This is a genomic window from Ruegeria sp. G12, assembly GCF_056533565.1.
Genome location: NZ_JBQFOO010000003.1, coordinates 381692 through 402637 on the forward strand (window position 1 = coordinate 381692; position 20946 = coordinate 402637).

Sequence of the window (20946 nt, forward strand, 5' to 3'; positions counted from 1 at the left end):
CTGCTGCGGCTACAGCAAAATATTCATTCATACGACATAAGTGACATAAGCGACATCTGTCCAAGCAAAACAAGCGTTTGGGCGGATGTCGGTTTTTGGGGAAGTGACATAGGCGACATATGGAATGCAGTATGCGCGTGCTGCTGGCATCCAAGGCACGTGCGCTTTCTCCATGACTGATCATTTCGGAAACGCCTGACTGATATGCTGTCAGTTGGTCAATCGCCTGTTACCACTTACAAATCTGGCGGTTGCAGATTTCGCTGATTGATTTTCAAACGCGCTTTCAAACAGCACCTTAATTTGCGCCGAAAAGACCTCAAAGAAATGACATCTCAACCCAGCGCTGTGCGATGCGTTGAACGTCACTTCCAACGCCCTGCACGCACTGAGGCAAAGTTGGTGTGACTGACCGTGCGATCTCCTCAGCACAGTGCAATGATGAAACCTCGGTGCGTGCGCTTATTGATAAGGACATAGACGCATGACATCGCAATTGCTGCCGACGCAATCGGCTAAGTACACAGTCGAAGTGTTCGACGACATTGCTCACGTCACCAAGGTCGATAACACCTCCTCGGTCGTCGTGGACATCATGGGCGCAGCCGAGCTGGCCGACGTGCTGGAGACAATGTTCGAACCCGCGACCATCCCCTATCTTGGAGCAACGTTCAACGCCAACCCACTCGCTGATGGCGTCCGGATTGAAAGTCCCCCGTATTCTGGAAAACGCATTGACTTCCCGTGGCAATGGCTAACGACCATCATCCGCGAACTGCACGCTCAATGACCGGCAACGCACTGATCCTCCAGCCCGGACGCAAGCTATCGCCGGAGCAAAGTCTTGCTGCTGCAATCCTCATACAGGCGTTCAATGACATGTCGCCCGGCAATTCAAACATCGACCACCAAGCGACGCGGGATCGCAATGACGCGCGAACGGCCATGGTGTTCCTGACCACGACATACGGCGAGATGGCGAGATGGCGGAATGAACTTTGCGACTACCTCCACCTCGACGGCAATGTACTCGCGGAACGCGTTCGCATGATCCTAAACGGTGACCTCCCCTGGCCTGACGTGCGTGAAACAAAGAAGCGGGCGAACGATGATTACGCGGACGCCGCTCGCTCTGTCTGGCGAGACCTTAAAAAGGCCGCGTAGACCTTATTCCGGCGGTCAAACATGCAACCCATGGTTGTTATGTTGTTGGCGTGCGCGGCGCGCTCGTCATGTCTTGATCAAATCGACGGGCGCGGGCTTAGCAACCTCCGCGCCCGTTTTGATTAAAGGACAAGGACATGACGACCGACACAAATGCCGCTCTACAGGCTCTAATCCAACAGGTTTCGAAACTGACCGAGACAGTTGAGGCGCAGCAATCCACCATCGCCGGAATGAAGAAGCACAACGACCGACTTCTGGACAAGATCAAGGACGGCAAACGCGCGTCTTCGCCCGAAGTGAAGGCCCAAATGGAAAACGCGGGCATGGTTCAAGGCGACGACGGCAATTGGTACCCGAACGGTGCGCAACCCGATCATGAGCACACGCTGTCTCGCGCGGACGCCCGCGATCCAGCGAAGTATCAGGCGGCGAAAAAGGCCGCGGAGAATGCTGGTGCAACGCTTCGCATCCGAGACGACAACCCAACGGAAGATAATCACCGCCGCACGTCGCGAACCGAAACCGACACGACCTTAAAGACCCGCCTCGTCAAAGACGAGGATCGGAAGGTCGCATACTTGCGGCGTGACGACATGCGGGACACGCGCCAATACCAGACGCTGCGTTCGGAAGGGTTCACCGTGCAGTCTTGGGATCTAGCGACCGATTTGCCGGATCACATGCAGCGCAAACTTCAGCTGATGGAGAAGGCACATGAAAGCAATTGACCGAGCCTGCCTGCAATACGCAACGCAAGTGGCGACCGGGCGAGACGCGTTCTACGTCGCGTCTGATGGGCGTTTACTTGATGGGGATCGACTGACCGCGCTTGATCCGTCAGGCAGCGTCTTGGACGCCGTTATCGCGATGCTCGCGGCCACCATGAAACTGCACCTTCTCGGCTGCACTGTGGGTCAACTTCTCAATGACCTTTTGGGGATGGGCGTTGGGAAAAATTTGGCTAATCGCGTTCATGACCATCTTGCTGATGTCTCCGATGCTGAGTGGTCGGCCCTCCGGGCACGTATCCGTTGGTACGCGGACGAACATAAACAGTCGCACGATGCCACCCAACCGGAGACATAGGTAATGGCTGGCAACAAGAAATCCGGACGTCCAAGCGTCATCCTGAACCACCCAGACAAGAACTCGATCATCCGGCAGATCGTCGAACGGGAGTTAGGTGTTCCCGGTGCGCCAACGTTCGAGCGCATCGCGAAAAAAGTCGGGTTGAACGTCAACACGCTCCACACGTTTAAACGCCGCCACATCACGGAAGAGATGCGTCGCGAGATTGCAGCGAAGATCAAACGCGAGCCGATTGAAGAGGCAACAAATGTTCTGAACAAGGAACGGATGGACGTCGCCCAGACGTATGAGGCGCTTGCCCACCGCGTGGAAAAACTCGTGACCAAGGCTGAAAACAACGAGGACGACGGGTTCGCGCTCGCGGCCATGGAGGGGCTGCGGAAGGTACTGAAAGACATCGCGACGATGCACGGGAAGATGGCAACAAACCTAACCGTGGATGTCAAACTATCGGAGTCGCCCGAGTGGGTAACCATGAAGCAAATCATTCAGGCGGTGTGCGCGGAAGTGCCGGAGGCACGCGAACCGTTCCTTCGTCATATGCGCAAAAACGTCCTGTCTGTCACCGAGGAGCAAGGTGATGCCATTTGATGCGCTTGTCCCTTGGTGCGAGGACCTAGAACGCTCGCTCGACCCGAGCGCGCGGCTGGCACACTGGATTGGTCATAGGCCCGACCAGTGGCAGTTGGATGCTTTTCTGTCCAAGAGCAGTGAGGTGGCTTTGCGAGTGTGCCGCCAAGCTGGGAAGACGTCCGTGCTAGCCGCGCGTGCGGTCGAGGAATTGCACGTTCCGGAATCGTTGACCATCTGCATCGCGCCCGCCGAGCGTCAGTCGAAAATTATCGCCCGCGAAATCTCGCGACAACTGCGCAAAACAGATCTCAACGTTATTCGACCGAACCAAACCGAGATTGAAATGTCGAACGGCGCGCGGGTGGTTGCGTTGCCTGGGTCGTCGGACACCATTCGAGGTTATTCCGCTGTGTCATGCCTGATCATTGACGAGTGCGCGTTCTTGAAGGCGGAGATGGGCGATGATGAGGGACTAATCGCCTCCGTGCTGCCTATGCTCACGAAGGACGGGCAAGTGTTCTTTTCGTCCACGCCTGCGGGTCGGGACAATTACTTCGCCCGCCTGTTCATCGACGACGACGGACGCCCCCGCAAAGGCGACGACGTTCACCGGATCGTTGTTCGCGGGACCGACATCCCTCGCATGTCGGACAAGGTCCAACGGATGCGGCGCATCATGTCGGCAACGAAATTCCGCCAAGAGATCGAATGCGAATTGCTGGCCGATGGTCAGGCGTATTTCGCAATGGACGTGATTGAGGCGGCGACATCCAAGGAGGCAGCAGTATGCCCGATTTTGTGAGCTACAGGGTCGATAAACTAGACCTGATCTTCAAAGATGACGGGACGGTCATCAACGAGACAGGCCAGGACCCAGCAATCCCTCGCGTTGAGGGGTATCAAAGGTTTTGGTTAGCCGCCGATCTCGGACAGGCAAACGACTTCACGGCGATTGTGGGCATTAAGGACGAATGCTTGCCGATTTTGGATGCCGATGGCGTGATCCTTGGTCCTCGGCAGCGGACGGTCGTTTATGCGGACAAGTTTCGCGGTGTGTCCTATGTCGATGTCTGCGACCACCTCATTCGACTGACCGAGGCAAAGCCGTTCGCGGGCAAAGCAGAATTAATCATCGACGGCACGTCGCTCGGGCGCGTTGTTTCCGACATGCTTTGGAACCAAAGCATCGACCACCGCGCCGTTCAGATGACAGGCGGGCAATCTTGGTCGACTGATCATGGGCGGTACATCAACGCGGGCAAGACGTTCATGATCGAGAACACATCAGTTCTCTTCTCGTCTGGCGACCTCAAGTTCGCGCATGACCTGCCCCTGCGTGACGAGATCGAAGCCGACTTGGCATCGTTCTCGCTGACAACGACGCACGCGGGCAATCAGATCATCACACAGAAGCGGTCGTCGGCGGGACACGGCGACCTCGGCATTGCGCTGATCGTCGGCGCGTTCGCGTCGCAGTACGTGTCCGCGCAAAAAATTATTGTCTCTCATCTTCAAGGCTGGGCATAGGAAAGGAAACGACATGGCCAAACAAGCGACTTACGACGTTCAAGTAGTCAAAACTCCTGAACCAAACCCAAACGCAACGACGGGTGATCCTGTCGAACGCACCGAGCTTTCGGTTCAGTGGATTGGATACCCCACAGAGCGCCAGATCGAAGTCTTTGAACGTGAGTATCCACCAGAGCGCTATGATGCGTTTCACTACATCGAAGGCGTCGGCAAGGTTCACCAAAGTATGAGATAGGCCCGTATCCTGTCGTGCAACACGAGCGCGCCTCAGCGGCTTCTTTCAGAGAGCAAACGTTCAAGTTCGGCATCTGCTTGCCTTTGTTTTGCATGCCGGTTGCGCGCCTTTTCATAGGCTTTTCGGATGCCATTGGGCGAACTGTTGAAAAGTCGTTTTTCCTCGCGATATTCACGGGCTGTGCGTGAGACGTTGATCTTTTTGCCTATCTTCAGGTCGGCCATCATTCGATCCGTGAACCATTCAAAGATGTCGTCGAGATCATAGTTGCCTCCGGGTCGAACGTTTTTCTCACGATAAAACCCAAGCATCTGCGCAAGTTTGGATTGATCCCCGTCTTCTAGGTTGAACTCGGCGACAACTGCAGCCGATCTACGAACATAGTCCTTGACCCACGTAGGTAATTCGCTGTCACCAATGCTCTTTGACAGCAAGCGCCATGCCTTCTTTGCGTCGCCGGGTTCAAGCTCTGCCGCTTCTGAAATCTCATCAAAAATCTTGGAGTTTTTGCCCATGTCTGCCGCTCCAGCATTTTGGTTCACGTTCTGAAATTCTCAGGATGCATCGCAATTGCGGGCAATCCTGTAACTTCATCATAGGGGAAAACCCAAATGAAACATCAATCTCAAAGCCGTTTTCATCCTGTTACTCTGGCAGGTAACCTTCCGGCAAAAGTCCAAAACCTTAAAACGGTTTTGGAACACGAAATCGCCCACCACTGCCATCGCAAGGTGACCAAGCGCTTAGCGCTACGCCTTGCTCACGCTGTGATATCTGATGATCGCGACGGTATGTTTCTTGCTGAAAAACTCGTCGACGAACTTCGGCCACGCGTCAGGCACGAAGCGGCACTTCGTGAGATTTATCTCGACCGAGAGGGGACGTCATGAGCCCGCGCGTGCGAGAACGGCTGCGTCTGATCAGCCGCGGTCTTGACAGTAGCTGCCATGTTCGACTGCGGTATTTGGGGCGTACCTACATCTTTATGGAAGGCCGGTGGTGGACCGCGCCCGACCTTTGAAATCGCGACGGGCGACCTTCAGGTCGCCCGCTGCTATTTGAACAATACTTCCGGACACCCGAGATAGGTGCAGTCGTCTGGGCCCATTAACCATGAGATTTGAGTGCGGCGGCCAAGACATAAGGCATTGGATAATAGCAAATGTTCGTTGCAAAGCCCGAAAATCAAAGCGAACAAGAACAAAAAGTGAACTTTTTTTGATTGTCACACCCGTGCAGATGACGTTACAAAGTGTAAAACAATCAAGAAAAACAGGGAAAACCAGCGTCTATGAGCAGTACCGAAGTCCTCGATCGAGCATCGGGCAGTAAACAGAACCCGACTTTGGGGGTAACTTTCAGGGATAGCAAGAAGCTACCCATACACCGGTGGTACCCGTATGTTGAAGGGTTCGCGTCCGAATATATAGAGAACCTACTGGACAATGCGCCATGCGCTGGAATTGTGTATGATCCATTTGGCGGTAGCGGCACTGTAAACGTCTTGGCTTCCCGGCGTGGGAGACGAAGCGCCTTCTCTGAAGCGAACCCTCTAATGCAATTCATTGCCAAGACAAAAGTGAACGGTGTTATCGATTCCTACAAGGTAAAGGATGAAATAAACGACCAACTCAGCGATGTCGTCAAATGGTCCTATTCCGAAGATTTCAATTCTGAAAAATTGAAATTGTCATTGCAAGAATACGAACTTGCCTTCAGTGGTCGAGACTTTTTTGCAGTGAATGATCTCAGAGAACTGCTGGCGCTTAAGTTCCGTATTGAGCAGTCAAAATACAGCTCTTTGGCAGTGGATTTTATGCGATTGGGACTAGCTTCCATTACAGTAGCTTGTTCCCATATGACCCGCCGCGCTGACCTTAGAAGGCGGCGCGAAGGTGAGTATCTTAGCCGCGTCGTTGACGTCCGCAGGGCGTTCTCAGAGAAAATAAACCAAATCATTTCGGATCTATCGACGCAGAGCGACCTAAGGGAAAGAACACGGTTTGTTTCTGAGGATGCAAGGCATTTGGACGACTCCTTGAAGTCTGAGGTAAGTCTCATTCTCACATCGCCGCCTTATCTCAATGGCACCAACTATATCCGCAACACTAAATTAGAGCTCTGGCTATTGGACTTTATTTCTTCCGAGAAGGAACTTTCAAAAATCAATCAAGTCTGCATGGTGTGTGGAATAAACAATGTTCAAAAGAACCGCATTCTGGAGCATGAGTTTTCGGAAGTTGAGTCAGTTGCCTGTAAGTTGGATGAGGTGAGTCCTGACAAACGGATTCCTGCAATGGTTCGTGGATACTTCTCTGATATGAAGTCGATATTGTCGAACTGCAGCGAGTACCTGACCGACGAAGGAAAAATGGTCTTGGACATTGGGGATTCGAGATTCTACGGAGTAAATGTTGAAACAGATAATCTTTTGGTCAATGTGGCTGAAGACGCTGGGTTAAGGTTGGTGGAACAGAAAACGCTGGCTAGACGATTGTCGAAAGACAAAACGCCATTGAAACAGGTCGAACTCACATTCGTTAGAGCGTGAGCCAATGCCGAGCAACTTACTGGAAATCGCGTCGAACTATTCTGCGCGTTTGCCCCATACTAAGATCCCATACTCGCGTCGATCGTGGGGCAACGACCTACATTCGCTTTGCTCCTATCAGGGGAAGTTCAAACCAGCAATGGCACACTGGCTTGTTCGAAGTTTCTCCAGTGAAGGTGACGTTGTTTTAGATCCTCTTGGTGGCGTCGGTACGATCGCATTTGAAGCCAAGCTTTCCGGCCGCGTTGGTTTGACTTGTGACCTGAGCCCATTTGCCTCGACAGTGGCAACAGCGAAGGTTATGACCCCGAAGTTCGACGACATAAGTGCCGCAGTAGCCAAGCTTGAAGAATCTCTGGACTCAATTGATCTTACAGATGAGGATTTTGTTGCTGCCGACTTCGGATTGAATGCAAGCGTCAGAGACTATTATCACCCAGATACACTGATTGAGGTCCTAAAGGCGAAGAGGTGGGCAACGAAAGTAACAAGCTTGGCAGATGCCTTCTTGGTCGCGAACATCTTGCACATTCTTCATGGCAACAGACCCTATGCGCTTTCACGCAACTCTCATCCAATAACTCCATTTAGTCCGACAGGTGACTACGAGTATCGCGGACTGATTGAGAGGCTTAAGCGGCGTTTGGAGCGACTGGAGCCAGTAATTCGCGAACTTCCTTCTGACGCGTCGCAATCTTGGAATGAAGATTTTAGGAGTCTACCTAAGCTGATTGATCAGGAAGTGGACGCAATCATCTGTTCGCCTCCGTTTCCTGGAATGCGTTTTGATAGACCAAATTGGCTTAGAATGTGGTTTTGCGGATGGACCGCACAAAGTTTCCATACTGAGAACCAGAAATTTCTCGAGTACCAGCAGCGGAAATCCTTCGATGTGTATCGAGAATTTTTTGATGTTTGTGACACCGTACTGGGCGCGCAAAGGCCGTTGGTTCTGCATGTAGGCGGCTCGAAGTCATACGACATGGCGAATACGCTCAGGAGTATCGGTGAAGAACGATTCAATTACATCGACACCATAACGGAAGATGTTGAGCATATTGAAAAGCATGGAATTGCCGACAAAGGTACGACAAACTCCCACCTACTTGTGGTGTTTGAGAGCCGACCTAAATGACGGGTTCTGGTCGATCTTCCAATGCGGATCTGATCGCGTTAGCTACGTCGGGCGCAACGCTTTCCAGTCTCTGAAACAAGTCAACGTCAGTTAGCTCGCCAACTTTTCGCGCTATTGCATTGAAAGACCTTGGATCGACTTCCATTGCAAAGGATTCTAGGTTCTCTAGAATGTTGTTTAGTTGCTCTTGGCAAACTGATTTTTCGGAAAGCTGATCCACTGAAAGCCCAGTGATCTCTGATAGTCTTTCAATCTGCGCTTCACTATAGAAATCGACCGGAAATAGGTCCTTCTTGTGGTTATTGTGTTCCGCGCAAAGACAAGTTGCGTGCTCATCTATTGGCCAAAGGTATGCCAATGGTCGAGTATGATCTAGTTGCACCTCTTTTAGCTTTAACGGCTTGTCACAGTAGAAGCATTTTTGTCCAAATTTCTCCCAAACTATGCTTTTTAGGCCGCGTCCCTCACGCTCTTTTATCCGCTGAAGCACCTCTGGTTCCCGCAAGAGTAGCTTACGTTCTCTAGTGATGATCGAGCTTTCGTTCAGCTGATCAACCGTTCTGGTTGGATTGAAGGAATCGTTTATCCGCCATTTCTTGCATGCTCGGCACTCGTTCTGATGCCCACTTACTTTCGCGTTGTGTTTATGGAAGCTCAACAGGCTGGGACGTTTTGGGTCCAAAGGCAGTTGACGTGCACAATACGAACACTTCTTCAAATGAATCTTAGAGCCGCGACCTTGATCAACCGAACAACCAATAAGCGCGGCTTCGAACTCTTCTGAATGTTCGAGATAAAGTGTTTCGGGGACAAGGTGGTCTTGGTTGAGTTGCGCAATCGGATCTTGGTCTGGGTCGACGAAAGACAAAACGTCGATCTCGGCAACGGAGAACCCCCAGACATCAACGAATTGTAGCTGTGGGTCAAAATTCATCGTCACTCGAACTTCTCCGTCGTCGGGAGTGTTGAATGCCGCTCCTAGTCGCGACCAACTTCCGTTCAGCGCCCTCGAGAATTCTAAACTTCCAGTTGCGGTCTCAATCGTGACAATGACTGTCGCTGCTCGTTCAGGTTTTATAAAACACCCAAATCCAGAGATTTCCGACGGTTCATCTCTTTCCAAGAGCGCCTCAGCAATCAAAATTGAATCACCAGAATCGAAACTGATCCGCGAAGTTGCGGCTTCTACAATCGTCTGATAGTCCCGCTGACTGGCGTATTTGTCTTCTCGGTCTTGTTTGGCTAATCGACGCATTTTCTGCTCTATTTTTCTTTTGAAAACAGATACCAGCCCCAGGCGGCGAAGTCACCCTTATCTAACCTTGAAGGTGTCGAGGAAACGCGTTCTCTGGCCTCTGAGGGCATCTAATCAAGAAACACGAAATATGTAACATATTGTCTTGACTGTCTCCTGAGGTATGTTACATATTTCCTAGATCAGCAATTTGGAGACCGCCATGATGCCCGTAATCAGAATCAGCGACGGAACCTTCGTCGACCTCAAGTCCATTTCGACTTGGCTTGGTACGGACACGCCGTCAAAGACGATAGAGAGTCTGGTTCGCGAAAAGATGGATGCGCTCGATCTTGAGCGCGACGTGAGCGAAGAGGAGACCGATGTCGTTTCAAGCGAGAGTGAGGCGACAGTTTTTGAACGGACGCCTGGCCTAACCTTCACGCGAATTCTGTCAGCCAACATGGAAGGGAACTCACTCGGTAAGCCGAATTGGGCCGGTTTGCTGATCGAAATAGCCAAGCAAGTTAAGGCAAAAGGCTTCGTTGCGGAGCGGCTGACCACCGAACTGCAAATTCCTACAAAGCCAATGGCCTATGAGGAAGAAGGCTATCGGTTCTATCCTGAACTCGGAATCTCGGTCCAAGGTCAATCTGCACAGGATGCTTGGAGAGAGGTAAGCCGCTTGGCAGACAAGCACCAAATTCCGGTTGAGGTCGAGTTCCAATGGCGGGAAAATGAGAAAGCCCAGCATCCCGGTCGTGTGGGCATTATTCGCGCCGGAATGTAAGCCGAGATTCCGCTGCGTTTGAAAAACGTTTGAAAAAACCGAAAACCGCCAAGCTATCGCTCGGCGGTTTTTCGTTTCCGATCAATCGGTTAAAGTGGTGAGCCGTGCAGGATTCGAACCTGCGACCCACTGATTAAAAGTCAGTTGCTCTACCAACTGAGCTAACGGCCCACTCTTTTGATGGATCTTGTCGATCCGTGGCGCTGTCTAAGGCATTTTCCCGATCAGGTTCAAGACCTTATTTTGCACCTCGTTTCGCCGGTCATCAGCTTGTACCCGGCGTCCCGATAGGCGGCCTAATTAGGCAGGTGGCGCGGGGGGGTCAAGACCTTTTTTCCGGAATCTGCGCTACAGGGTGGATTCATTCAAACGGCAGCGTTATATGCCCGCCATGCAACGAATACCGAACTCTGGTTTGCCCTTCATGAAGATGCACGGGCTGGGCAATGACTTTGTCATTGTGGATGCGCGCGCGCAGCCTGTTGGGGTTACGCCCGCCTTAGCGAAGGGAATCGGCCACCGGCAGTTCGGGGTCGGGTTCGACCAGCTTGCGGTGATCGAAAACGGCGAATCGGATGCGCATCTTGTGTTTTATAACGCGGACGGATCGACCTCGGCTGCTTGCGGCAATGCCACGCGTTGCATCGCGCGGTTTCTGATGGATGAGACCGGTAAATCCGACCTGACCCTGACCACCGAACGCGGTACGCTTTATGCGCGCGATGCGGGCGAGGGGCTGACCTCGGTCAATATGGGGCAGCCGCAGACCGATTGGCGCGAGATTCCGCTGGCAGAAGAGGTCGATACGCTGGAACTGCCGATCGAAGGCGGCCCAACCGCGACCGGCATGGGCAACCCGCATTGTACGTTTTTCGTCGAGGATGCCGAGGCGATCCCTCTGGCCGAGTTCGGCGCGCGGTATGAGTACCATCCGCTTTATCCGGAACGGACCAATGTGCAGGTCGCGCAGATGATCGGCGCGGATCATATCCGCATGCGGGTTTGGGAGCGCGGCGTGGGGATCACTCTGGCATCCGGCTCGTCGTCCTGCGCGACCGCTGTGGCCGCCGCCCGGCGCGGTTTGACCGGGCGCAAGGTACAGATCGAACTGGATGGTGGCACGATCTGGATTGACTGGCGCGACGATGGTGTCTGGATGACGGGGCCCACGGCGCATGTGTTTTCTGGCACGCTGACGCCCGGATTTCTGGAGTCGCTGGGATGAACCCGCCCAAGTTTACCACGCTGGGCTGCCGCCTGAACGCCTATGAGACCGAGGCGATGAAAGAGCTGTCGCAGCAGGCCGGGCTCAGCAATGCGGTGGTGGTCAATACCTGCGCCGTCACGGCCGAGGCTGTCCGCAAGGCGAGGCAGGAGATCCGCAAGCTGCGCCGCGAAAACCCCGATGCGCGCCTGATCGTCACCGGTTGCGCCGCCCAGACCGAACCCGACACCTTTGCCCGAATGGACGAGGTCGACGCGGTCATCGGCAACACCGAGAAGATGCGCCCCGAGACGTGGCGGGGCATGGCCGCCGATTTTATTGGCCAGACCGAGGCCGTACAGGTTGACGACATCATGTCCGTGACCGAAACCGCCGGCCACCTGATCGACGGCTTCGGCACCCGCTCGCGCGCTTATGTGCAGGTCCAGAACGGCTGTGATCACCGTTGCACCTTCTGCATCATCCCCTATGGCCGTGGTAACTCGCGCAGCGTTCCGGCGGGCGTCGTGGTGGATCAGATCAAGCGGCTGGTGGACCGGGGCTACAATGAGGTTGTGCTGACCGGCGTTGACCTGACCTCATGGGGCGCGGACCTGCCCGCTCAGCCCAAGCTTGGCGATCTGGTGATGCGCATCCTCAAGCTGGTGCCGGACCTGCCGCGCCTGCGGATCAGTTCCATCGACTCCATCGAGGTGGATGAAAACCTGATGCAGGCCATCGCGACCGAGCCGCGCCTGATGCCTCATCTGCACCTGTCGCTGCAACATGGCGATGACCTGATCCTGAAACGCATGAAACGCCGCCATCTGCGCGACGACGCGATCCGCTTTACCGAAGAGGCGCGCAAGCTGCGCCCCGACATGACCTTTGGCGCGGATATCATCGCGGGCTTTCCGACCGAGACCGAGGCGCATTTCCAGAACTCGCTGAAGCTGGTCACCGATTGCGACCTGACCTGGCTGCACGTGTTCCCTTATTCCAAGCGCAACGGCACGCCCGCCGCGCGTATCCCGCAGCAGGTCAACGGGACCATCATAAAAGACCGCGCCGCCCGCTTGCGCGCTGCTGGTGAGGCGCAGGTAAGAAAACACCTGTCCGCCCAGATCGGCAAAACCCATCATATCCTTATGGAAAACCCGCATATGGGCCGCACCGAACAATTTACCGAGGTGCGTTTCACGGCCCCTCAGACCGAAGGGCGGATCGTGCGAGCCGAGGTCTCGGGCCACGCCAACGGGCAGTTGCTCGCTTAACCATCGGGTCTTAGCTGACAGCAGCGGCGACGGCGGCGGTGTCGTATAACTCTTCGTATTCGCAGACCAGACCATCCCGGAAGCGACAAATGACGACCACGCGTGTCTCGGCCAGTTTTCCGGTGGTTTTGTGGGTCCAGGCCGTGGTTCCGATTCCAACCACCCGGTCGCCTTGCTCGACCGTTTCCATCAGGGTCCAGTGCTGCATTTCGAACGCATCGGTCAGGTCTTTCAAATAGGCGTGCATCTGCGCGCGGCCCTGTCGGCGGCAACTGAAGTCCAGACCGTAATCCCCCTCGCCCAACGAGCACATGCACAGATCTTCGGTTGTATACTGGTCCCACATCGTCAAATCCGCGCCCTTGCTGTCGTTCCATTTGGCATAGGCTTCGCGCAGTTTGTCCGCATTCGATTGAACGCTCATAATTCCCCCTCCTGAAATGTACTTGTTCAAAACGGCCCGACCACAGGTGGGCGGGCTGAGGGTACTATAGCACCGATCGGTGCAGACAAAAAAAGCCCGGCGCTAGTGGCCGGGCTTTTGCGTTTTGTTGTGTACCGCGTCGTCAGGCCGATTTCTTGCCTTTGACAGGCGCCCACAGGCGCTTGTTGACCAGGTACAGCAGCACCGACAGAACGGTCAGGAACAGAACACCGACAAAGCCTGCATTCTTGCGATCCATCATCTTGGGCTCGGCGGCCCACATCAGGAAAGCGGAAACGTCTTTCGACATCTCTTCAACCGTCGCCGCGTGGCCATCGGCGAATTCGACCTGATCATCCGACAGCGGCGGAGCCATCGAAATCCAGCCGCCGGGGAAGGCTTTGTTTTCGTACAGCGTCGCACCCGCTTCGGTTTTTTCTTCACCGGTATAGCCGTCCAACAGCGAGGCGATGTATTCCGCGCCACCCATGCCCTTGACCAGCTGGTTGATGCCCAGACCGTAGGGCCCGTGGAAGCCCGCGCGGGCCTTGGCCATCAGGCTCAGATCCGGTGCGCCGACGCCGGTATTGGCCGGGAAGTGGTCGGTCGGGATGGCCGGGCGGAAATCGTCCAGCTCGGGGTCGAACACTTCGAAATTGGCCGCCGCATAGGCGATGACTTCTTCTTCGGAATAGCCCAGCGCCTCAAGATCACGCAGGGGGACATATTGCAGGCCGTGGCAGGCTGCGCAGACCTCGGTATAGACCTGAAGGCCACGCTGCAGCTGATGCTCGTCCCAGGTGCCAAAAGGCCCTTCGAACGAGAAGGCGAAGTCTTCGATGTGCTGCTCGCCGCCACCTGCCGCGAAGGACGCAGCAGGGGTAAAGGCCAGGGCAAACGCGGCACCGATTGCAAGTTTCTTGAACATGTTTCCGGTCCCTCTTCTTACTCGGCCGGCGTGGCGTCGGCGTTTGCCTTGCCATAATGCGCGTTGAAGTCTTCTTCGATGGTTTCCGGCGGAAGCTCGGGCTTTTCGATGACACCCAGGATCGGCAGGATCACGAAGAAATAGGCGAACCAGTAGGCCGACGCGATCAGCGAGAAGGTCGCATAAGGCTCTTCCGCAGGCATCGCCCCCAGCCACATCAGGGCAAAGAAGTCGATGATCAGCAGGTAGAACCACCATTTGAACATCGGGCGGTACTTGCCCGACCGCACGCTGGATGTGTCCAGCCAGGGCGCCAGAGCCATGGCCAGGATCGCACCGAACATCGCGATCACACCAAAGAACTTGGCGTCGATGATGCCGCCGGTGATGAAGCTGGCGAATTGCACCACCCAGACCTCACCGGTGAAGGCGCGCAGGATCGCGTAGAACGGCAGGAAGTACCATTCGGGCACGATGTGCGCAGGCGTGACCAGCGGGTTGGCCTCGATATAGTTATCGGGGTGGCCCAGATAGTTCGGCATGTAGCCGACGATGGCCCAGAACACGACCAGAATGACCGCCAGCGCGAACAGGTCCTTGATCACGAAGTACGGCCAGAAGGGCAGCGTGTCTTTCTCCGCCTCGGCTTTCGAGCCACGGCGCACTTCAACACCTGTCGGGTTGTTGTTGCCGGTGGTGTGGAAGGCCCAGATATGCACGATCACCAGCGCCGCAATCACGAACGGCAGCAGGTAGTGCAGCGAGAAGAAGCGGTTCAGCGTGGCATTGTCCACCGCCGGTCCGCCCAGCAGCCAGGTCTGGATCGCGTCGCCAACGAAGGGGATCGCGCCGAACAGGCCGGTGATCACGGTCGCACCCCAGAAGGACATCTGACCCCAAGGCAGAACGTAGCCCATGAAAGCGGTGCCCATCATCATCAGGTAAATCAGCATCCCGATGATCCACGTGATTTCACGCGGGGCTTTGTACGAGCCATAGAACAGGCCGCGGAAGATGTGGATGTAAACCGCAACAAAGAACAGCGATGCGCCGTTCATGTGCAGATAGCGCAGCATATAGCCGCCGTTCACGTTGCGCATGATGTGTTCGATGCTGGCAAAGGCCAGATCGACATGCGGGGTGTAGTGCATCACCAGAACGATACCGGTGACGATTTGCAGCGCCAGGCAGAACGCCAGAACGATGCCCCAGATCCACCACCAGTTCAGGTTCTTTGGCGTTGGGATCATGAGGGTGTCATACAGAAGGCCGACAATCGGCAGGCGGCTGTTCAGCCACTTTTCGCCATTTGTCTTCGGCTCGTAATGATCGTGGGGAATTCCGGACATCAGGCTCTCCCTTAGCCGAGTTTGATGGTGCTGTTGTCGACCCACTCAGCGGGCGGGACAGGCAGGTTTTCAGGCGCGGGGCCTTTGCGGATACGACCGGCAAGGTCATAGTGCGAGCCGTGGCAGGGGCAGAACCAACCGCCAAAATCGCCAGCATCGCCCAGCGGCACACAGCCAAGGTGCGTACACACACCCATCTGAACGATCCAAGCACCCGGCGCTTCGCCTTCGGGCGAGGGCATCACGCGGTTGGCGTCGGTCGCGGGCGCATCAGCGCTCAGGTTGAGGTTGCGGGCCAGCGGGTCCGGCAGGGCGTCCACGCCTTCTGCGTCCTGATCCTTGGCTTCCTGAATCTCGGCACCGGTGCGGTGACGAATGAACACTGGCTTACCCAGCCATTTCACGGTCAGCTGCGTGCCCGGCTCGACCCCGCTCACGTCCACGCGAATCGAGGACAGCGCCTGCACATCCGCCGAGGGGTTCATTTGATTCACCAGGGGCCATACGGCTGCCCCCGTCGCAACGACACCTGCGCCGCCAGCGACGTAGTACAGGAAATCTCTGCGGGTGCCTTCGTGGTCTTCTGCGTGGGACACGAGGTTATCTCCGATTCTCTGGCGCCCGCGGACGGGCAAATAGCTCGCGCACCGCACGAATGCGGTGTCTTAACCGCGCTTACTATCGGGGAGAATAGAATTCGTCTAGCGGTCATAAACGCGCAATACGCCGCATCTGCGTATAATGTCACAAGGTCAGGGGCTTTTTTGATGATTCCGCGCCGCAAGTTTTGGCGCTTTCCCAGGATCGGGCTGGCTTGATTCGGTCCCGAACCCCGGCACAGCCCAAAGGGGGCAGAGCGCCGTCAACAGGACGGTGTGCACAGCAGCCAAACCGACCCGATTGATGCGCAATCTTGTAATATGCACCCGGCCAACGCGGCTTTGTTCGTCCATAAATCATTACCGGAAAATAGATTTTTTCACACGACAGGCGAGCGCACGTTTTCGGTTGCACTTTATACGCGAATGCCGGAAATCCCCGAATGCACGAATGCCAGCCCGGAGACCCCGATGTTCAAGACCCCTTTGGCCGCCATGCTTTTGCTGACCGCATTGTCCACCCAAGCCATCGCCGCCGGTGATCCTGCAAAAGGTGAAAAACTGTATAACCGCTGCTCGTCCTGCCACGCGATCATCAAAGATGGCGAGGTGCTGGTGAAAGGCGGAATCACCGGCCCGAATCTCTATGGTGTTGTGGGCCGTGTCGCCGGGACCGAAAACGACTACCGTTATGGCAGCGAACGCCTGCCCATCGGCATGTTCACCGACGACATGATCCGCGCAGGTGACCAAGGCCTGATCTGGACCGAAGAGAACATAGCCACCTATTCCAAAGACCCGATCGGCTTCATCAAGGCGTTTCTGGATGACGAAACCGCCCGCCCGAACATGAGCGTCAAGCTAAAGAAAGGCGCAGACGATATCGCCGCCTATCTGGCCACGTTCACTGCGCCTTAAGCGGCGTTGATCACGCGGGCGGGCGCGTTGCCACCATGCTGGGCCGCTCGCCGAACTCTGCATACCATGCGGCAAGGGCGTCGTTGCCCTTGCGCCAGCCCCGCGCATCGTGGCGGAAGTCAACGTAACCCAGCGCACAGCCGACCGCCACCTGCCCCATATCCAACGTGCCGGACAAATGCGCCATCCAGCGCTGGTTCAAAGCGGCACAGGCCCGTTCGATCTTGACCCACTGCGCCTCAACCCACTCGTCCCACTGCTTGTCTGCGGGCCGCAACCGGTCTTCATAGGTCATCAGCAGGGCGGCATCCAGAATGCCATCGGCCAGCGCCTCCAACGTCAGCACATCCCAGCGCCCCGGCCCGTCGGGATACAGGCCAGCGCCCCGGCCCGTCGGGATACAGGCCAGCCTGCGCTCGCGCATCCAGAAAGGCACAGATCACCCGGCTGTCGAACAGGGTTGGCCCATCGGGCCGCTCCAGCGCCGGAACTTTGGTCAGCGGAGCTTTGCTGATCAGCGGCTCCGCCGGTGACACGGGTGTGCTGGCCACGGTCTGCAGTTCGACATCCTGCAACTGATCCGTTTCGTGCAGCAAAACCATAACTTTGCGGACATAGGGCGAGGTCGGGCTGTGATAAAGCTTCATATCCGGTCTCCTTGGTTATCGGGACCATGACAGCAGCCGGGGCAAAACAAAACCCGTCAGTTGTCTGACGAACCCGGCGCTCGCATCAAATCTCCGAGCGTATCAAGTTCAGCCCCGATCCCATCTGCGATCCGTTCCGCCGCACGCATCCGAACCGGGCCGGGCTTGTTCTGATTTAGCTTCCAGGTCCCCTGAATATCATCCACCCGCAGACGGCAAGGCACGATCATGCGCATCATCCTCGGCAACGCATCGTCAGACATCTTCCCGGTCGTCCATGGGGGTTTGGGCAGCAACCTAGCCTCATAGAACGCAGACTGCCGATCCAGCACATCCAGCAGTGCTTCCTGCGGCAACCTCTCAAGCTGCCCGATCAGATGCACGGCAACATAGTTCCATGTGGGCACCTGATCCTCGACCTCATACCAGTCCGGTGACACATACCCGTCGGGCCCGGAAACGGCGATGGTCGCGCGGCAAGGCTGCTGCAACATCCGAACAATGGGGTTCGAGCGCACAAGGTGCAGGTCCGCCGTAGCACCATCCTCCTCCAGCAGAAAAGGCACATGGCTCAACGCCGGAGCTTCTGGGGCCGACAGTGCCAGAACCCCAAAGGCGCGGTCACGGGCAAAAGCAATGTGGCGCGCGCGGTCTTCGGCACGGAAGGCGGGGTTGGGGTGCATGGCGATCCTCCTACGTTTCTCTTGCAGAACCGCCCGCAGCTTGGCAAGGTCACCGCGTTCTCAGGGCGGGGCGAAATTCCCCACCGGCGGTATGCGGGCCATGACCCGTAAGCCCGCGAGCGGCCCCGGATCATCCGGGGTGACAAGCAGATCTGGTTAGAGGCCAGAGCCGACGGTTACAGTCCGGATGAAAGAGAACGTGCAGCGTGCCCCTCAGGCGCGGCTGCTCGTGATCGCCTTGGGTGACGTGTCTGTAACTCAGGAGGTCCAAATGACACACACCCGCTACGCTTTCATCAAAGCCAACTGGCATGCCGATATCGTCGACCGCGCGCTGGACGGGTTCCAGCAGCTCATCCCCGCCGAGCAAATCGATATCTTCGACGTCCCCGGCGCGTTCGAGATGCCCCTGCTGGCCCGCGATCTGGCCCAAACCGGGCGCTACGAAGCGGTGGCCTGCGCCGCCTTCGTGGTGGATGGCGGCATCTACCGGCACGATTTCGTGGCCCAAGCCGTGGTCGATGGACTGATGCGCGCCGGAATGGACACAGGCGTGCCAGTCCTGTCCGTCTCGCTGACCCCGCACCAATATCATGAAACCGACCACCACAACGCCATCTACCGCGACCACTTCGTGCAAAAAGGCCGCGAAGCCGCACAGGCCGCCCTTGCAATCACAAAAACCCGTCAGGCCCTGAAAGCGGCCTGATCCTTCTTCTGTTCGAAAATACCTCGGGGGAGTCGCGCCTGCGCGACGGGGGCAGCGCCCCCGCCCCCGCTCTCCACCTGCAAATCCGCTTGAGGCCACAGGAACTCCCCGCTAAGCACAACCGGCAAAGGAGCACGCCCCATGTCGATGAATAGCTTTGGACACCTCTTCCGCGTCACCACCTGGGGTGAAAGCCACGGCCCCGCCTTGGGCGCAACGGTGGACGGTTGCCCGCCGGGCGTCGCCATCGACGAGGCGATGATCCAGCACTGGTTAGACAAGCGCAAACCGGGGCAAAACAAGTTCACCACCCAGCGGCGTGAGCCAGATCAGGTCAAGATCATGTCCGGCGTGTTCGAGGGCCAAACAACTGGCACCCCGGTCCAGTTGATGATCGAGAACACCGATCAACGCTCGAAAGACTACGGCGATATCAAAGACAAGTTCCGTCCGGGCCATGCCGATATCACCTACTGGCAGAAATACGGCATCCGCGACTATCGCGGTGGCGGGCGTAGCTCGGCGCGCGAAACTGCATCCCGCGTCGCCGCCGGAGGCTTGGCGCGCGAGGCGATCAAGCAGATCGCACCCAATGTGCAGATCACTGGTTATATGACCCAGATCGGCCCCCACAAGATCGACCGCAACAATTTCGACTGGTCGCAGATCGAACAAAACCCGTTCTGGACCCCCGATGCGCAAGCTGCCGAGGGCTGGGCCACCTATCTGGATGACCTGCGTAAATCCGGCAACTCGGTCGGCGCGGTGGTCGAGGTTGTGGCGCGTGGCGTCCCCGCAGGGCTGGGTGCACCGGTTTACGCCAAGTTAGACACTGATCTAGCCGCCGCGATGATGTCGATCAACGCCGTCAAAGGCGTCGAGATCGGCGAGGGCATGGCCGCCGCCGAACTGACCGGCGAGGCCAACGCTGATGAGATTTTCATGGGCCAGAACGGCCCGCAATACAGTTCGAACCATGCGGGCGGCATTCTGGGTGGTATCTCGACCGGGCAGGACGTTGTCGTGCGCTTTGCGGTCAAACCGACCTCGTCGATCCTGACCACCCGCAAGACCATCACCAAGTCGGGTGAAGAAACCGAAATCATCACCAAAGGCCGCCACGACCCCTGCGTCGGTATCCGCGCCGTGCCGGTGGGTGAGGCGATGATGGCCTGCGTGATCCTCGACCACCTGCTGCTGCATCGCGGCCAGATCGGAGAGAACCGTGGACGGATCGGCTGATCTGCGCAGCCGGTTGCGCGGCATCGTCGCGCAGCGGATGGAGACGGACCCCGCCCATGATCTGGCCCATCTGGACCGGGTCTGGGTCAACGCGCAGGCCATCGCGGATGACCGGACTGATATGCCGGTGCTGCTGGCCGCAAGCTATCTGCACGATCTGGTAAACCTGCCCAAGGACGATCCCGACCGGCATCTGGCGTCCCGCAAGTCGGCAGAGAAATCAGAGCCTATTCTGTGCGATCTGGGGTATAACTCCGACCAGATCCAAGCTATCCGCCACGCGATCGAGGCGCACAGCTTTTCGGCCAATATCACGCCCGAAACGGCTGAGGCCCGCATCCTGCGCGATGCCGACCGGCTGGATGCGCTGGGGGCCATCGGCATCGCGCGCAATTTCTCGGTCTCCGGCGCTTTGGGGCGCACGCTGTATGACGCGGCGGACCCGTTCGCTCGAAGCCGGCCTCTGGACGATCTGCATTTCTCGCTCGACCACTGGAAGGTCAAGCTGCTTGGCCTGCCTAGCGACATGCTGACCGAAACCGGCAAACAGATCGCCGAACAGCGCACCGCGCGCATGATCCGCTTTCTCGAAGACTTCGCCGAGGAAATCGGCAGCCCGCTGCCTCAAACCTGGGTGACTGGCTGAGCCCAGCCGTTGATCTTTG

At 56.6% G+C, this 20946-nt stretch carries 25 protein-coding genes, 1 tRNA gene, 1 pseudogene and 1 riboswitch; of the genes and pseudogenes, 18 read left to right on the forward strand and 9 right to left on the reverse strand.

Annotated elements, in window-relative coordinates; genetic code table 11:
* The first annotated feature begins 484 nt into the window (after positions 1-484).
* The 8 genes from ACR0JN_RS09605 to ACR0JN_RS09640 all read left to right on the forward strand — a co-directional run bounded on the left by ACR0JN_RS09605 (position 485) and on the right by ACR0JN_RS09640 (position 4594).
* Entirely contained in the window at positions 485-790 is a 306-nt protein-coding gene (locus ACR0JN_RS09605; RefSeq protein ID WP_480885324.1) for a hypothetical protein, read from the forward strand.
* On the forward strand, positions 787-1164 hold the full coding sequence (locus tag ACR0JN_RS09610; protein ID WP_480885325.1) for a hypothetical protein: 378 nt from the start codon (positions 787-789) through the stop codon (positions 1162-1164). The genes ACR0JN_RS09605 and ACR0JN_RS09610 overlap by 4 nt, the downstream gene beginning before the upstream one ends.
* Positions 1165-1301: 137 nt before the next feature.
* Positions 1302-1895 (forward strand): hypothetical protein, encoded by a 594-nt coding sequence (locus ACR0JN_RS09615; protein ID WP_480885326.1) that lies wholly within the window; start codon positions 1302-1304, stop codon positions 1893-1895.
* Positions 1882-2253 carry a hypothetical protein gene (locus tag ACR0JN_RS09620; protein ID WP_480885327.1) on the forward strand — a complete coding sequence of 124 codons (372 nt, stop codon included), beginning with the start codon at positions 1882-1884 and terminating at the stop codon, positions 2251-2253. Before ACR0JN_RS09615 ends, ACR0JN_RS09620 begins: the two co-directional genes overlap by 14 nt.
* A gap of 3 nt (positions 2254-2256) precedes the next feature.
* The gene (locus ACR0JN_RS09625; RefSeq protein ID WP_170571165.1) at positions 2257-2847 is read left to right on the forward strand and encodes a hypothetical protein; all 591 of its coding nucleotides are present in this window, start codon (positions 2257-2259) and stop codon (positions 2845-2847) included.
* Entirely contained in the window at positions 2837-3631 is a 795-nt protein-coding gene (locus ACR0JN_RS09630) for a terminase large subunit domain-containing protein (RefSeq protein ID WP_480885328.1), read from the forward strand. Before ACR0JN_RS09625 ends, ACR0JN_RS09630 begins: the two co-directional genes overlap by 11 nt.
* Positions 3616-4356, forward strand: coding sequence for a hypothetical protein (locus tag ACR0JN_RS09635; RefSeq protein WP_480885329.1), 741 nt, complete (start codon positions 3616-3618; stop codon positions 4354-4356). The genes ACR0JN_RS09630 and ACR0JN_RS09635 overlap by 16 nt, the downstream gene beginning before the upstream one ends.
* Before the next feature lie 13 nt (positions 4357-4369).
* The gene (locus ACR0JN_RS09640) at positions 4370-4594 is read left to right on the forward strand and encodes a hypothetical protein (RefSeq protein WP_480885330.1); all 225 of its coding nucleotides are present in this window, start codon (positions 4370-4372) and stop codon (positions 4592-4594) included.
* A 32-nt stretch (positions 4595-4626) separates the two neighbouring features.
* Here the strand turns inward: ACR0JN_RS09640 and ACR0JN_RS09645 are convergent, their stop codons facing one another.
* The gene (locus ACR0JN_RS09645) at positions 4627-5109 is read right to left on the reverse strand and encodes a hypothetical protein (protein WP_480885331.1); all 483 of its coding nucleotides are present in this window, start codon (positions 5107-5109) and stop codon (positions 4627-4629) included.
* Between the two features lie 96 nt (positions 5110-5205).
* Between ACR0JN_RS09645 and ACR0JN_RS09650 the strand changes: the two genes are divergently transcribed.
* The 3 genes from ACR0JN_RS09650 to ACR0JN_RS09660 all read left to right on the forward strand — a co-directional run bounded on the left by ACR0JN_RS09650 (position 5206) and on the right by ACR0JN_RS09660 (position 8280).
* Positions 5206-5484, forward strand: coding sequence for a hypothetical protein (locus tag ACR0JN_RS09650; RefSeq protein ID WP_480885332.1), 279 nt, complete (start codon positions 5206-5208; stop codon positions 5482-5484).
* A gap of 401 nt (positions 5485-5885) precedes the next feature.
* Positions 5886-7145, forward strand: a complete 1260-nt coding sequence (locus ACR0JN_RS09655; RefSeq protein WP_480885333.1) for a hypothetical protein — start codon at positions 5886-5888, stop codon at positions 7143-7145.
* Between the two features lie 4 nt (positions 7146-7149).
* A complete protein-coding gene (locus tag ACR0JN_RS09660) occupies positions 7150-8280 on the forward strand; it encodes a DNA methyltransferase (RefSeq protein ID WP_480885334.1) in 1131 nt (376 codons plus the stop codon).
* Here the strand turns inward: ACR0JN_RS09660 and ACR0JN_RS09665 are convergent.
* Entirely contained in the window at positions 8273-9535 is a 1263-nt protein-coding gene (locus ACR0JN_RS09665) for an HNH endonuclease (RefSeq protein ID WP_480885335.1), read from the reverse strand. The two genes, ACR0JN_RS09660 and ACR0JN_RS09665, sit on opposite strands and share 8 nt — an antisense overlap.
* A 202-nt stretch (positions 9536-9737) precedes the next feature.
* Between ACR0JN_RS09665 and ACR0JN_RS09670 the strand changes: the two genes are divergently transcribed.
* Positions 9738-10304 (forward strand): T4SS efffector SepA family protein, encoded by a 567-nt coding sequence (locus ACR0JN_RS09670; RefSeq protein WP_480885336.1) that lies wholly within the window; start codon positions 9738-9740, stop codon positions 10302-10304.
* A gap of 95 nt (positions 10305-10399) precedes the next feature.
* Here the strand turns inward: ACR0JN_RS09670 and ACR0JN_RS09675 are convergent.
* Positions 10400-10475 (reverse strand) — tRNA-Lys (locus ACR0JN_RS09675).
* 211 nt (positions 10476-10686) lie between these two features.
* Between ACR0JN_RS09675 and dapF the strand changes: the two genes are divergently transcribed.
* Both dapF and mtaB read left to right on the forward strand, forming a co-directional pair.
* Positions 10687-11529: a diaminopimelate epimerase gene (gene dapF / locus ACR0JN_RS09680; protein ID WP_480885337.1), complete on the forward strand. Its 843-nt coding sequence runs from the start codon at positions 10687-10689 to the stop codon at positions 11527-11529.
* The gene (gene mtaB, locus ACR0JN_RS09685; protein WP_480885338.1) at positions 11526-12782 is read left to right on the forward strand and encodes a tRNA (N(6)-L-threonylcarbamoyladenosine(37)-C(2))-methylthiotransferase MtaB; all 1257 of its coding nucleotides are present in this window, start codon (positions 11526-11528) and stop codon (positions 12780-12782) included. The genes dapF and mtaB overlap by 4 nt, the downstream gene beginning before the upstream one ends.
* Before the next feature lie 10 nt (positions 12783-12792).
* Here the strand turns inward: mtaB and ACR0JN_RS09690 are convergent, their stop codons facing one another.
* The 4 genes from ACR0JN_RS09690 to petA form a co-directional block, all read right to left on the reverse strand.
* Positions 12793-13206: a nuclear transport factor 2 family protein gene (locus ACR0JN_RS09690; RefSeq protein ID WP_480885339.1), complete on the reverse strand. Its 414-nt coding sequence runs from the start codon at positions 13204-13206 to the stop codon at positions 12793-12795.
* 142 nt (positions 13207-13348) lie between these two features.
* Entirely contained in the window at positions 13349-14134 is a 786-nt protein-coding gene (locus ACR0JN_RS09695) for a cytochrome c1 (protein ID WP_480885340.1), read from the reverse strand.
* A 17-nt stretch (positions 14135-14151) separates the two neighbouring features.
* On the reverse strand, positions 14152-15483 hold the full coding sequence (petB, locus tag ACR0JN_RS09700) for a cytochrome b (protein WP_480815584.1): 1332 nt from the start codon (positions 15481-15483) through the stop codon (positions 14152-14154).
* Between the two features lie 11 nt (positions 15484-15494).
* Positions 15495-16079 carry a ubiquinol-cytochrome c reductase iron-sulfur subunit gene (gene petA / locus ACR0JN_RS09705; RefSeq protein ID WP_480885341.1) on the reverse strand — a complete coding sequence of 195 codons (585 nt, stop codon included), beginning with the start codon at positions 16077-16079 and terminating at the stop codon, positions 15495-15497.
* A gap of 474 nt (positions 16080-16553) precedes the next feature.
* On the opposite strand from petA, the gene ACR0JN_RS09710 reads away from it, so the two are divergent.
* Positions 16554-17000, forward strand: a complete 447-nt coding sequence (locus ACR0JN_RS09710; protein ID WP_480885342.1) for a c-type cytochrome — start codon at positions 16554-16556, stop codon at positions 16998-17000.
* 10 nt (positions 17001-17010) lie between these two features.
* On the opposite strand, the pseudogene ACR0JN_RS09715 reads toward ACR0JN_RS09710, so the two are convergent.
* Both ACR0JN_RS09715 and ACR0JN_RS09720 read right to left on the reverse strand, forming a co-directional pair.
* A pseudogene (locus tag ACR0JN_RS09715) lies at positions 17011-17647 on the reverse strand (glutathione S-transferase).
* 56 nt (positions 17648-17703) lie between these two features.
* On the reverse strand, positions 17704-18330 hold the full coding sequence (locus ACR0JN_RS09720; RefSeq protein ID WP_480885343.1) for an FMN-binding negative transcriptional regulator: 627 nt from the start codon (positions 18328-18330) through the stop codon (positions 17704-17706).
* Positions 18331-18382: 52 nt separating this feature from the next.
* A riboswitch (FMN riboswitch) is annotated at positions 18383-18533 on the forward strand.
* Positions 18534-18601: 68 nt separating this feature from the next.
* On the opposite strand from ACR0JN_RS09720, the gene ACR0JN_RS09725 reads away from it, so the two are divergent.
* The 3 genes from ACR0JN_RS09725 to ACR0JN_RS09735 all read left to right on the forward strand — a co-directional run bounded on the left by ACR0JN_RS09725 (position 18602) and on the right by ACR0JN_RS09735 (position 20927).
* The gene (locus ACR0JN_RS09725; RefSeq protein ID WP_480885344.1) at positions 18602-19039 is read left to right on the forward strand and encodes a 6,7-dimethyl-8-ribityllumazine synthase; all 438 of its coding nucleotides are present in this window, start codon (positions 18602-18604) and stop codon (positions 19037-19039) included.
* Between the two features lie 141 nt (positions 19040-19180).
* Positions 19181-20281 carry a chorismate synthase gene (gene aroC / locus ACR0JN_RS09730; protein ID WP_480885345.1) on the forward strand — a complete coding sequence of 367 codons (1101 nt, stop codon included), beginning with the start codon at positions 19181-19183 and terminating at the stop codon, positions 20279-20281.
* Complete coding sequence (locus ACR0JN_RS09735; RefSeq protein WP_480885346.1) at positions 20265-20927, forward strand: HD domain-containing protein; 663 nt, start codon at positions 20265-20267, stop codon at positions 20925-20927. The genes aroC and ACR0JN_RS09735 overlap by 17 nt, the downstream gene beginning before the upstream one ends.
* Positions 20928-20946: the final 19 nt, after the last annotated feature.

Bases quoted from the DNA above. Each gene is read 5' to 3' on its own strand.
- ACR0JN_RS09630 (WP_480885328.1), top strand. From the start codon at position 2,837: ATGCCATTTGATGCGCTTGTCCCTTGGTGCGAGGACCTAGAACGCTCG.
- ACR0JN_RS09670 (WP_480885336.1), top strand. From the start codon at position 9,738: ATGATGCCCGTAATCAGAATCAGCGACGGAACCTTCGTCGACCTCAAG.
- ACR0JN_RS09665 (WP_480885335.1), bottom strand. From the start codon at position 9,535: ATGCGTCGATTAGCCAAACAAGACCGAGAAGACAAATACGCCAGTCAG.
- petB (WP_480815584.1), bottom strand. From the start codon at position 15,483: ATGTCCGGAATTCCCCACGATCATTACGAGCCGAAGACAAATGGCGAA.
- ACR0JN_RS09650 (WP_480885332.1), top strand. From the start codon at position 5,206: ATGAAACATCAATCTCAAAGCCGTTTTCATCCTGTTACTCTGGCAGGT.
- ACR0JN_RS09655 (WP_480885333.1), top strand. From the start codon at position 5,886: ATGAGCAGTACCGAAGTCCTCGATCGAGCATCGGGCAGTAAACAGAAC.
- ACR0JN_RS09620 (WP_480885327.1), top strand. From the start codon at position 1,882: ATGAAAGCAATTGACCGAGCCTGCCTGCAATACGCAACGCAAGTGGCG.
- ACR0JN_RS09605 (WP_480885324.1), top strand. From the start codon at position 485: ATGACATCGCAATTGCTGCCGACGCAATCGGCTAAGTACACAGTCGAA.
- ACR0JN_RS09635 (WP_480885329.1), top strand. From the start codon at position 3,616: ATGCCCGATTTTGTGAGCTACAGGGTCGATAAACTAGACCTGATCTTC.
- aroC (WP_480885345.1), top strand. From the start codon at position 19,181: ATGTCGATGAATAGCTTTGGACACCTCTTCCGCGTCACCACCTGGGGT.
- ACR0JN_RS09690 (WP_480885339.1), bottom strand. From the start codon at position 13,206: ATGAGCGTTCAATCGAATGCGGACAAACTGCGCGAAGCCTATGCCAAA.
- ACR0JN_RS09645 (WP_480885331.1), bottom strand. From the start codon at position 5,109: ATGGGCAAAAACTCCAAGATTTTTGATGAGATTTCAGAAGCGGCAGAG.
- ACR0JN_RS09725 (WP_480885344.1), top strand. From the start codon at position 18,602: ATGACACACACCCGCTACGCTTTCATCAAAGCCAACTGGCATGCCGAT.
- ACR0JN_RS09695 (WP_480885340.1), bottom strand. From the start codon at position 14,134: ATGTTCAAGAAACTTGCAATCGGTGCCGCGTTTGCCCTGGCCTTTACC.
- ACR0JN_RS09640 (WP_480885330.1), top strand. From the start codon at position 4,370: ATGGCCAAACAAGCGACTTACGACGTTCAAGTAGTCAAAACTCCTGAA.
- ACR0JN_RS09660 (WP_480885334.1), top strand. From the start codon at position 7,150: ATGCCGAGCAACTTACTGGAAATCGCGTCGAACTATTCTGCGCGTTTG.
- ACR0JN_RS09710 (WP_480885342.1), top strand. From the start codon at position 16,554: ATGTTCAAGACCCCTTTGGCCGCCATGCTTTTGCTGACCGCATTGTCC.
- mtaB (WP_480885338.1), top strand. From the start codon at position 11,526: ATGAACCCGCCCAAGTTTACCACGCTGGGCTGCCGCCTGAACGCCTAT.
- ACR0JN_RS09610 (WP_480885325.1), top strand. From the start codon at position 787: ATGACCGGCAACGCACTGATCCTCCAGCCCGGACGCAAGCTATCGCCG.
- dapF (WP_480885337.1), top strand. From the start codon at position 10,687: ATGCCCGCCATGCAACGAATACCGAACTCTGGTTTGCCCTTCATGAAG.
- ACR0JN_RS09720 (WP_480885343.1), bottom strand. From the start codon at position 18,330: ATGCACCCCAACCCCGCCTTCCGTGCCGAAGACCGCGCGCGCCACATT.
- ACR0JN_RS09615 (WP_480885326.1), top strand. From the start codon at position 1,302: ATGACGACCGACACAAATGCCGCTCTACAGGCTCTAATCCAACAGGTT.
- ACR0JN_RS09625 (WP_170571165.1), top strand. From the start codon at position 2,257: ATGGCTGGCAACAAGAAATCCGGACGTCCAAGCGTCATCCTGAACCAC.